Here is a 10,771-nt window from a genome sequence, read left to right on the forward strand (position 1 = left end):
AGGCCGAAGGGACAGGTGAACGAGATGGTGACCGGACTGCAAACGCGATTGCTCACCGAGTTGGAGCCCGTTGTCGAGGAGAATCTCGAACGGCACCTGGCTGTCGCGCGGCCATGGGCCCCACATGATTACGTGCCGTGGAGCCGGGGCCGGGATTTTGCCTTCCTCGGTGGCGAGGATTGGCGGCCGGAGGACAGTCCGCTCGATCCGGTGGCCCAGTCGGCGTTGATCGTCAACCTGCTGACAGAGGACAACCTGCCGTCTTATCACCGTGAGATCGCCACGAGATTTGGGCGAGACGGCGCGTGGGGAACCTGGGTAGGCCAGTGGACGGCGGAGGAAGGGCGGCACAGCATCGCGCTTCGCGACTATCTGGTGGTCACCCGTGGTGTCGACCCGACCAATCTTGAAGCAATGCGCATGGCGCACACCGTCGCCGGTTATGACTCAGGGGATAAGACGCCCCTGGAGGCGTTGGCTTACGTGTCGTTCCAGGAGCTGGCCACACGGATATCGCACCGCAACACGGGGAAGGCCTCGGGCTGCCCGATCGCCGATCAGCTGTTGGCGCGGGTGGCGCTGGATGAAAACCTGCACATGGTCTTCTACCGCAATCTCATGTCGGCGGCACTCGATATCGAGCCCGATGCCGCGATACAGGCGATCTGCAAGGAGATCGTCGGCTTCTCGATGCCGGGTATGGGGATGGCGGGTTTCGCGCAGAACGCGATAGCCATCGCGAAGGCGGGCATCTACGACTTGCGCATCCATCACGACGAGGTGCTGCAGCCCATCCTGCGGTTCTGGCGGGTGTTCGAACGTTCCGATATCGGGCCCGAGGGTGAGCAGGCTCGCGAGACTCTCGTGAAATTCCTTGCGGCAGTGGATGAACGTGCAAAGTACTACGAGGAGAAGGCGGCCACGCGCGCGGCAAGAGGTGCCTGAACGCAACTACCGGAGGTCACCCGCGGTTGGCGGATGACCTCCGGTAGTCGGCATATCGATCGTGGATTCAGACCTACCTCGAGGTGCTACTGCTGCCTGCGCGCTGCGCGGACCGCTGCCCATGTCCACCGCGCCGAGGCGCCCGCGCGGGGCGTCCCTCGGTGCCGCCACGGGGCCGCTGCGACCGCTGGCCGCGCTGTCCGCTCGGTGCGGGGGAGCCGCTGGCCTTCTGGGCGGGAGCAGGTTTCACATACGGTGCTACCTCGCCCACCAATTTCTTGACCTCGTCGGAATGAGCCGTCACCTGCTGCGGGGTGGCCGTGATGGCGGCCTTGCGCAGCAGCTGCGTGACGTCGCGTCGCTGTTCGGGAAGCACCACCGTCACCACGTCACCGGCACCGCCGGCGCGGGCCGTGCGGCCCGACCGGTGCAGGTAGGCCTTGTGCTCGGCGGGCGGGTCGACGTGCACGACCAAGGTCACGTCATCGACATGGACTCCGCGTGCGGCGACATCGGTAGCCACCAGCACCCGTGCCTGGCCACCGGAGAACGCGGCGAGGTTACGGTCGCGTGCACCCTGAGAAAGGTTGCCGTGCAAGTCAACCGAGGGAATACCCGACTGGTTGAGCTGATGTGCGAGCCGCTTCGCCTGATGCTTGGTGCGCATGAACAGGATGCGCCGCCCGGTGCCGGAGGCCAGCGTGTTGACGAGATCGCGCTTGGCGTCGGGGCCGCTGACGGTGAACACGTGGTGCGTCATCGCGGCGACGGGGGAGTCGACGGAATCGACCGAGTGCTCGGCGGGGTTGTGCAGGAACCGCTTGACGAGCTTGTCGACGTCGTTGTCCAGGGTGGCCGAGAACAGCAGGCGCTGACCGGAACTCGGTGTCGCGGCCAGCAGCCGGGTCACCGCGGGCAGGAATCCGAGGTCGGCCATGTGGTCGGCCTCGTCCAGCACGCAGATCTCCACCGCGTCCAGACTCAGATGGCGTTGCTTCAGAAGGTCTTCCAGGCGTCCCGGGCAGGCGACCACGATGTCGACGCCGGCCGAGAGGGCTTGCACCTGCCGGTGCTGGGAGACTCCACCGAAAATGGTGGTGACCTTGAGGCGGCAGATCGCGGCCAAAGGTTCGATGACTGCGCTGATTTGGGTCGCCAGCTCCCGAGTGGGTGCCAGCACAAGTGCCCGTGGCTTACGCGGCACCCGGTTGCCGCTGGCAATACGGGAGACGACAGGAAGGGAGAACGCGAGAGTCTTTCCGCTGCCGGTCTTGCCGCGGGCCAGTACGTCACGGCCACTGAGAGTGTCGGGAAGAGTCGCGGCCTGGATGGGGAACGGCGCGCTGATTCCAGCGGCCTGCAACACGTCAATAAGTGGTGCGGGCACGCCAAGGGAATCAAATGTGGGTTGAGACATGGGTAGTTGAACGCCTTTCGAGGCATTGTGGTGGCGAGATTGCCAGTGGGCAATGTCGATCGCCGAGAGAAGAGCCTGAAAGTCTGCCTAAATTCACACTGGCTGACGAAAGAAACGTTCTTCGACGCGAGCGCAAATTCAGCGCTCAGTGATAGACACTACTGCCTGTTGGCATCAATAGCTAAACCTGTGCGGCGAAACACACTGGTGGCGGACACTCCCGCCTGCACTGATGTCTGCCCGATTCGGAGTCGGCAACGCATACCTGGCAAGGTGAGCCGCATGTCTCGAACCGGACCGTTCGTCGTCGGCGATCGCGTGCAATTGACCGACCCCAAGGGGCGGCACTACACGATGGTGCTCGAGCCCGGTAAGGAGTTCCACACCCATCGTGGTGCCATCGTGCACGACGCGGTGATCGGAATCCCCGAGGGCAGCGTCGTGAAATCGACCAACGGTGACCAGTTCCTGGTGCTGCGCCCTTTGCTCATCGACTACGTGCTGTCGATGCCGCGGGGTGCGCAGGTGATCTACCCGAAGGACGCCGCACAAATCGTGCACGACGGCGATATCTTCCCCGGCGCGCGGGTGCTGGAAGCCGGCGCAGGGTCGGGCGCGCTCACGTGCTCGCTGCTGCGAGCGGTGGGGCCCGAGGGAACGGTGATCTCTTACGAGATTCGTGAGGATCACGCCGAACACGCTGTGCGTAACGTCACAACATTCTTCGGAGAGCGACCGAACAACTGGGAGCTGGTGCTCGGCGACCTGTGCGAGCGGCCGGCGGATGCGGGCAGCGTCGACCGGGTGGTTCTCGACATGCTGGCGCCCTGGGAGACTTTGCCCGCAGTCGCAGAATCGCTGGTGCCCGGCGGCGTGCTCGTCGTCTACGTCGCTACCGTCACCCAGCTGTCGCGTGTCGTCGAGGCGTTGCGAGAACAGCAATGCTGGACCGAGCCACGGTCCTGGGAGACGATGCAGCGCGGCTGGAACGTCGTCGGTCTGGCGGTGCGTCCGGAGCACAGCATGCGCGGGCATACCGCGTTCTTGGTCAGTGCACGTCGCCTGGCGCCGGACACCATCACCCCGACGCCACTGCGGCGTAAGCGGTTACCGACTACCGCTGTGTAGCTACGGGGTAGGGGTCGGGGCGGGAGCCGGGGCACCGGCGGGAGGCGCCTCATGTGGTGCGGCGGTACCCGCGAGCGATGTCCCGGTCTTGAGCAGTAGGTCGGAGGTCCGCTTCGACAACTTCCAACCCTGGCCCTCGGGTGAGAACGACATCGGCACCGCGAACCCGCCCATCTTGGGGCTCGGGCTGTTGATGGTGACGACGGCCTCGACATCGCCCGCGGTCTCCGTCGACCACTTGGGGTCCTTCACGGTGAACGACAAGGGCGAGAACCCGGCGTCGCCGATCGCCTTGGTGAACTTGTCCAGCTGTTCGGGGGTGGCGCCCTGAACGGCGGTGACCTTCTCGGCGCCCGGCAGGGTCGGATCGGCGAGACGGTTGAGAACATCGGTCAGCACCGCCGGATCCGGCAGCGGATGGTCTGGGACGGCCGCGGCGGCGGCCGGGGACGCGGGCTGCGTCACCGAGGAGCTGACCGGGGCGGCCTTATCGCTTGAGCTGCTGCAGGCGGTTAGGGCGAGAACGGCGGCACCCGCCGCGACGACTGCGAGTTGAAGGTGACGGGCCATGATCCAGGTGACTCCATTCGGCATATCGGCTACGTCTACCTTCCAGACTTACCGGATGCCGCCTGGATTAGCGAAATGGCTGACGCCTTGCTGATCTTCCAGCCGTCCTGATTCACGAAGTTGATCTTCGTCGTGTAGGCCTGGGTCTTGGGACCGGTAATGGTGACCGCAGCCGAGGCCAGACCCGGTCCGGTGGATTTGACGTCGGACACCGTGAAAGCGAGCGGTAGGAAACCATCGCGGTTGGCGTTCTTGAACGCGCGATCAGCGTAGATCCCCTCGCCGGCGCCGATGCCGCCCTCGACCAGACCGCCCTTGGCGAGGGCCGACACGCCCGGATCGGCGAGCGAATACAGCAAACCGCTCAACTCATCGGATGTGGGTGTGGCATCGGCCGGGTCGGAAGGAACGTCCATCGGGATATCCCACGACACGGGGGCGACGCCGACGGGTATCGCGATCGTTGCTGTCGAGCTAGGAGAGCTGGCTGTCGGCTCGCCCATTGGCACTGCCAAGCCAACCGCGGCCGCCGCGAGTAAACCCAGCATGGCGACCCCCGACATACCGGTTTGTGAGCTCACGGTTGTCCTTTCGATCGACCTGAATGTGACGAACGCTAACAGCGTAGACGTCACAGACAACGGGTAGACCCCGCATGACCGGCCAATCGCCGGTAGCGTTGAAGTATCCACCGCACCAATTCTCGGTGTGGGAAAGGAGGACATCATGAGTGAGTCAGAGCGTTCAGAGGCGTTCGGCACACCGGATGCCGCCGAGCTGGAGCGGCTACGCCGCGAGATTGCGGCGCTTCGCCAAGAGTTGGAAGACAGTGCGACTTCGCGAGGAGCGAGCGCCGGCGATGCCGGTCGTCTGCGCGACCTGAACCAGCTTGAGGCCCGCATTGACTCCCTGAACGCGCGGAACGCCAAGCTGATGGACACCCTCAAGGAGGCCCGTCAGCAGCTTCTGGCGCTGCGTGAGGAAGTTGACCGGCTGGGCCAGCCGCCGAGCGGTTACGGCGTGTTGCTGGCGGTGCAGGCCGACGACACAGTCGACGTCTTCACCTCGGGCCGCAAGATGCGGGTGACCTGCTCGCCCAACATCGAGACCGCTGAGCTGCGCCGGGGACAGACCGTGCGTCTCAATGAGGCGCTCACTGTGGTCGAGGCCGGCAACTTCGAATCTGTCGGTGAGATCAGCACCCTGCGAGAGCTGCTGGACGATGGTCACCGCGCGCTTGTGGTGGGACATGCCGACGAGGAACGCATCGTCTGGCTGGCCGATCCGCTGATCGCTCCCGACCTCTCCGACGTGTCCGAGGATGCCGACGGAGCGGATCTCAAGCCCCGGAAACTACGGCCCGGCGATTCGTTGCTGGTTGACACCAAGGCCGGGTATGCCTTCGAGCGGATACCCAAGGCCGAGGTCGAGGACCTGGTGCTGGAGGAGGTGCCGGACGTCAGCTATGGCGACATCGGTGGCCTGACCCGGCAGATCGAGCAGATCCGCGACGCGGTGGAGCTGCCGTTCCTGCACAAGGACCTCTACCGGGAGTACGCGCTGCGCCCGCCCAAGGGTGTGCTGCTGTACGGGCCCCCCGGATGCGGAAAGACGCTCATCGCCAAGGCCGTTGCCAACTCGCTGGCCAAGAAGATGGCAGAGCTGCGTGGCGACGACTCCCGCGAGGCCAAGTCCTACTTCCTGAACATCAAGGGCCCGGAGCTACTCAACAAGTTCGTCGGTGAGACCGAGCGGCATATCCGCTTGATCTTCCAGCGGGCCCGCGAAAAAGCTTCGGACGGTACGCCGGTCATCGTCTTCTTCGATGAGATGGACTCGATCTTCCGCACCCGCGGTACCGGTGTCAGCTCCGACGTCGAGACGACCGTGGTGCCGCAGCTGCTGTCCGAGATCGACGGCGTCGAAGGCCTGGAGAACGTCATCGTCATCGGCGCCTCCAACCGTGAAGACATGATCGATCCGGCGATCCTGCGGCCCGGCCGCCTGGACGTGAAGATCAAGATCGAACGGCCCGATGCCGAGTCGGCGCAGGACATCTTCTCCAAGTACCTCACCGAGAAGCTGCCGGTCAACGAGGACGATCTCGCCGAGTTCGGTGGCGATCGCGGACTGACCATCAAGGCGATGATCGAGAAGGTCGTGGACCGGATGTACGCCGAGATCGACGACAACCGGTTCCTGGAAGTCACCTATGCCAACGGTGACAAGGAAGTCATGTACTTCAAGGACTTCAACTCCGGCGCCATGATCCAGAACGTCGTGGATCGTGCGAAGAAGAACGCCATCAAGGCGGTGCTGGAGAGCGGTCAGAAGGGTCTGCGGATTCAGCATCTGCTCGACTCGATCGTTGACGAGTTCGCCGAGAACGAGGATCTGCCCAACACCACGAATCCGGATGACTGGGCGCGGATCTCGGGCAAGAAGGGCGAACGGATCGTCTACATCCGCACGCTGGTCACCGGCAAGAGCTCGAGTGCCAGCCGTGCGATCGACACCGAATCGAGCCTGGGTCAGTACCTGTAGGCGCCGCTGCCCAGTGCTGACAGTTCAGACTCGCTGAGCTGTCAGCACCGCGTTCCAATCACCGCGCGCGAGCCGACGCTTGTCCGTCGGGTCGTAGCGGTCCAGGAGCCCGGGCACCCGCTGATGGGTGATCGCCTGAAAGCCGTGGCGCGCAAGGAGTTCGTCGACGTGGGCAGAGGTCATGCCGGTGCGATAAGGTTCGCCCTTCCGGCTGACATAGCGTGACACGCGCCGCACGTCTCGTCGTGGACTGTCATGGCCAACGATGTCCGGATCACCGTAATCCATGACGAGCCGGCTTCCCGGTGCACAGAGGTCTTTGAGCTGCGCCAGTGTCGATTCCAGTGCGGGCAGCGTCAGGTAGTAGGTGACGCCGAGCCAGACCACCAGCGCCGGTGCCGTCGAATCGAATCCCGCGGTGTGCAGGCTGGTGGTCAGATCATCCCGTTCGAAATCGCACGGCGCCCATCGCGGCGGCACACCGTGGTGCTCCACCAGACGTCTCTTGTCTCGTTGTGTCGAGGGCGCGTCGACCTCGAACACTGTGACGGGCAGCGACCCGAGGTGTTGGCTGCTGGTATCAAATCCCGCACCAAGAACAACGACTTGGGCGATGCCGGATGCCGCCGCTGCGCGCAGCTCATCATCGGACACCCGACGGCGCACCATGATGTGGGCGTGCAGACCACCGCACCACCGATCCAGCAGTCGCAGGCCCCACCGCGCCGCCGTCGGCGAGGTGAGGCCGAGCCGGAACAGCGGATGCGTCACGAACCAGCCGGACTGTGGGTCATCGAGCAGAGCACCGGATTGCATGGACTCAGCGGCGCGCTGCCAGGCATTGAATTGCGCGGTCAGGCTTGCGGTTTGGTCGAGTCGACGTGGGGGCATATCGCGAGGATAGAAAGCCCGGCGGGCTCGCGATGATGCGTTGGCACTATCTGGCAGTGCCCGGCAGGCGGCGGCGGTACTGGTCAGCGCGGTCTTCCTAGCATGGCGAGTACCAGCCCGACTTCAGCCTCAACGGAGGACACATGAAACCCCGAGAAATGCTTTCCGCCGAGCGTGCCAGCCTGGCCGAGTTCCTGCACACGCTGACCGAGGAGGAGTGGATGGCGCCGTCACTGTGTGCGGGGTGGCGGGTCCGCGACGTCGTGGCACACGCCAGTGTCGATGCGGTATCGCTGGGCGCGTATCTGGGAACCGCGCTGCGTAACCCATCGATCGACAAACTCAATGACGCGCTGGTGGAACGCACCGGTCATCTGTCGAATCACGAACTGTTGCGACATTTCGAGTCGGCGGTGCACCCCGGAGCCTTCGGCAAGATGGCGCCCGCGGCTCTTCATACCGACGCCATGGTGCACCAGCAGGACATCAGGAGACCATTAGGCAAACCGCGTGCCATCCCCACGGACCGGCTGATCTTCGCCTTGGGGCATCCGGACTTCGGTGCTCACCCGAAGCGATACACCAGGGGACTGCGGTTCGTGGCCACCGATGTGGACTGGACCACCGGCTCCGGGCCCGAGGTACGCGGCACTGGCGAGGCGCTGGTGCTGGCGATGGCAGGGCGCCCGGTGGTGATCGGTGAGCTCGAGGGCGAGGGCGTGGCCATTCTGGCCGAGCGGATGCGCTAGGCGCGGGTGGCCGCGAGATATGCGTCGCGGCCGGCCAGGCTTATCGCTACATCGGCGATGAGCGGCTCGAAGAAGCGGCTGCGGTACTGGGGGTCGACGCTGCTGTTGACCGTGAAGTACAACCCCGAGAGCACTGCGACCAACAACGCCATATGGATCAGCGTCTGCGGCACTCCGATCCGGATCCCGAACCACGTGCCCGCACACGGCGGCGCGGCCCCGGATGCGCAGGCGGCCTCGTTGGACCACAGGGCCATCACGTCGTGTGGCACCGCCACGATGCCCAGCAGCATGAAGAAGGCGAACACTCCCGCGGTGAAGAACGCAACCTGGATGGCCTGTGAAACCACCATCACCAGCAGCACATTGAGGCGTTCCGGCCATCTCAGGGCCAGCCGCGGTGCCTCGTCGTCGGAGAAGTCCGCCAGTGGGGTGCCCACCAGCAGTGCCGCGGTCGCCGGCTGTCCGGCACGGTTCTCGCGCAGGCTGGACAGCTCGTCGCGCACCGTCACGGCCATGAAGGCCAATGCCGTGAGCGCTAGGAAACCGATTGTCTGCCACAGCCTCTCCCGGGTGATGCGTGCCGACAGCTGCCAGAGCTCGCCGGTGAAGAACACCACCACGGTCAGCATGAGCAGGGGTAGCGCACGGGACATGAGTGTGGCCAGTGCGCCGAACTGCGCTGAGGAGTAACGCAGTGCCCACAGGCCAATGGATCCTGCACCCAGATAGGTCAGCCAGATCAGCACCAGCGCGGCGAGCAAGAACGCGGGCATCATCGCGGCGGCCGACGTCCACGAGCCGGTGTCGGCGAGGGGCAAGACGATCACGAAGATCGTGATGACGAGCCAGGACAACGTGCGGCGCACCGCGTCGGCGCGGACGGTACCGAGGCGCTGCAGTGCCGTCAGCACCAGCGGCTGCGCCGCCATGAGCAGGGCGAGCACGATCAGCAGGATCATCAGCATGATCGAGCGGGTGTCGTTGTCGGTGGAGAGCAATTCGTACAGCGAAACGCCCGCGCCGGCCACTCCGATCATGGGTGCGGCGCGGTCGAGGAGCTCACGTGAGCGCACCCTCCGGTCCAGCACCACGGGTAGCCCCCGGGACAGGAACCATTCGTGAACGTCCTCCAGATTGCGCACCCGATCATGATGGCAAGGCTGTGCGATGAGGCAAAACGGGCGTACGTTGAACTCATCGGGCGGTCGATTCGTATAACCGTCGGAGGTGTTTCATGGCGGATGGGCAGGCTGGGCCGAAAGGCCTCGGCGTCAATGGCTCATCGGGTCTTATGCGGGCCTTTTATGACGAGTACGCAGGCCCGCTGCATCGCTATGTCATGTATCTGACCCACGATTCGGCGCTGTCGGAGGACATCGTGCAAGAGGTGCTGTTGCGCGCCTGGCGGCATCCGACACTGGTCAACCAGACCGAGGGATCGGCGCGCGCCTGGCTCTTCACGGTTGCCCACAATCTGGTCCGCGATAACGCTCGTAGCTCCCGTTTTCGTAGTGAGATAGCCACCGCCGAGACACCCGAGTTCGCGTCCCCCGACCAGGTGGACGCGACGTTGGACGCGTGGCTGGTCGCGGAGGCGCTCCGCACACTGTCCACGGATCACCGAGCCGTCATCCTGCGTGCGTACTACCGCGGGAGTTCAGTCGCCGACATATCCGCTGAGCTGGGGGTGCCCGAAGGTACCGTCAAATCACGCCTGCACTATGGCGTGCGCGCGCTTCGGTTGTCGCTGCAGGAAATGGGGGTCACGCGATGACTATCGAACATGTCTACGCCGACTGGGATGCCGCCTACATGCTGGGCGCGCTCTCGTCGACCGAACGGCGTGAGTACGAACAGCACCTGGTCGACTGCGCCAGCTGCCAGCGCGCACTGTCTGAGGTCACCGCCATGCCCGGCCTGTTGTCCAAGGTCGATCGCGGCTACGCCGAGAAGATGGAACTCGAAGACCCCCCGGCGCTCGCGAAGCCGGCCACCAGCTGCCCGGTGCAGGCTCTGTGGCCCAAGCTGCAGGCACGGTGGCGACGGCAGAGCGCCATGCGCCGACTCGCCTACGTAGGTGCCGTCGCGGTCGCTGCCAGCGTGGCGCTGACGGTCTCGTTGGTGCCGCCACCGTGGTATCACCGGCCCGCACCGATGAATGTCGCGGCGGGTTCGTTGCCATCGGGGGAGCACTGGCAGCCGATGCGTCAGGTGACGCCGTCGCCGTTGAGCGCGCAAGTGGCCATTGTTCGCGACGGTGCCGGGACCCGTATCGAAATGTGGTGCAGCTATCCGGCCTACGGAGATGATGCCGACGGCTCGGCGGCGCCGTATGCGCTGCGGATCGGTACCCGCGAAGGCGGGAACATCATCGCCAGTTCGTGGACGGCCAAGCCGGGCTCCGCGATGATGACATCGACGACCGTTCCGATGGCTCAGGATCAGATCGAGAGCATCCAGGTGATCGACAATCACGGCGACGCGGCACCGCTGGTGTTCCTCGAACTGCGCCGCTGACGTCCTC

Annotated in this window: 11 protein-coding genes; 6 read left to right on the forward strand and 5 right to left on the reverse strand. The window is 64.9% G+C overall.

Features of this window, described 5'->3' with window-relative positions:
* Positions 1 to 24 precede the first annotated feature (24 nt).
* A complete protein-coding gene (locus tag DSM43276_RS09375) occupies positions 25 to 945 on the forward strand; it encodes an acyl-ACP desaturase (RefSeq protein ID WP_078326561.1) in 921 nt (306 codons plus the stop codon).
* A 73-nt stretch (positions 946 to 1,018) separates the two neighbouring features.
* Here DSM43276_RS09375 and DSM43276_RS09380 read toward each other — a convergent pair whose 3' ends face one another.
* A complete protein-coding gene (locus DSM43276_RS09380; RefSeq protein WP_078329128.1) occupies positions 1,019 to 2,332 on the reverse strand; it encodes a DEAD/DEAH box helicase in 1,314 nt (437 codons plus the stop codon).
* A gap of 312 nt (positions 2,333 to 2,644) precedes the next feature.
* Between DSM43276_RS09380 and DSM43276_RS09385 the strand changes: the two genes are divergently transcribed.
* Complete coding sequence (locus DSM43276_RS09385; protein ID WP_078329127.1) at positions 2,645 to 3,490, forward strand: tRNA (adenine-N1)-methyltransferase; 846 nt, start codon at positions 2,645 to 2,647, stop codon at positions 3,488 to 3,490.
* On the opposite strand, the gene lppK is transcribed toward DSM43276_RS09385, so the two are convergent.
* Positions 3,491 to 4,084 (reverse strand): lipoprotein LppK, encoded by a 594-nt coding sequence (gene lppK, locus DSM43276_RS09390; protein ID WP_078329126.1) that lies wholly within the window; start codon positions 4,082 to 4,084, stop codon positions 3,491 to 3,493.
* Positions 4,085 to 4,095: 11 nt separating this feature from the next.
* Entirely contained in the window at positions 4,096 to 4,641 is a 546-nt protein-coding gene (locus DSM43276_RS09395; RefSeq protein WP_234802999.1) for an MTB12 family secreted protein, read from the reverse strand.
* A 145-nt stretch (positions 4,642 to 4,786) separates the two neighbouring features.
* On the opposite strand from DSM43276_RS09395, the gene arc reads away from it, so the two are divergent.
* The gene (arc, locus tag DSM43276_RS09400) at positions 4,787 to 6,604 is read left to right on the forward strand and encodes a proteasome ATPase (RefSeq protein WP_078326558.1); all 1,818 of its coding nucleotides are present in this window, start codon (positions 4,787 to 4,789) and stop codon (positions 6,602 to 6,604) included.
* Positions 6,605 to 6,628: 24 nt separating this feature from the next.
* On the opposite strand, the gene DSM43276_RS09405 is transcribed toward arc, so the two are convergent.
* Positions 6,629 to 7,495 (reverse strand): class I SAM-dependent methyltransferase, encoded by an 867-nt coding sequence (locus DSM43276_RS09405; RefSeq protein WP_078329125.1) that lies wholly within the window; start codon positions 7,493 to 7,495, stop codon positions 6,629 to 6,631.
* Positions 7,496 to 7,638: 143 nt separating this feature from the next.
* On the opposite strand from DSM43276_RS09405, the gene DSM43276_RS09410 reads away from it, so the two are divergent.
* Positions 7,639 to 8,244: a maleylpyruvate isomerase family mycothiol-dependent enzyme gene (locus DSM43276_RS09410; RefSeq protein WP_234802998.1), complete on the forward strand. Its 606-nt coding sequence runs from the start codon at positions 7,639 to 7,641 to the stop codon at positions 8,242 to 8,244.
* Here DSM43276_RS09410 and DSM43276_RS09415 read toward each other — a convergent pair.
* Entirely contained in the window at positions 8,241 to 9,389 is a 1,149-nt protein-coding gene (locus tag DSM43276_RS09415) for a hypothetical protein (protein WP_078329123.1), read from the reverse strand. The genes DSM43276_RS09410 and DSM43276_RS09415 overlap by 4 nt on opposite strands.
* A gap of 149 nt (positions 9,390 to 9,538) precedes the next feature.
* Between DSM43276_RS09415 and DSM43276_RS09420 the strand changes: the two genes are divergently transcribed.
* Positions 9,539 to 10,021, forward strand: coding sequence for a sigma-70 family RNA polymerase sigma factor (locus DSM43276_RS09420; RefSeq protein WP_078292053.1), 483 nt, complete (start codon positions 9,539 to 9,541; stop codon positions 10,019 to 10,021).
* Positions 10,018 to 10,764 (forward strand): anti-sigma factor family protein, encoded by a 747-nt coding sequence (locus tag DSM43276_RS09425; RefSeq protein WP_078329122.1) that lies wholly within the window; start codon positions 10,018 to 10,020, stop codon positions 10,762 to 10,764. The genes DSM43276_RS09420 and DSM43276_RS09425 overlap by 4 nt, the downstream gene beginning before the upstream one ends.
* Positions 10,765 to 10,771 lie beyond the last annotated feature (7 nt).

The sequence above is a fragment of the Mycobacteroides salmoniphilum genome, from assembly GCF_004924335.1.
GTDB lineage: Bacteria > Actinomycetota > Actinomycetes > Mycobacteriales > Mycobacteriaceae > Mycobacterium > Mycobacterium salmoniphilum.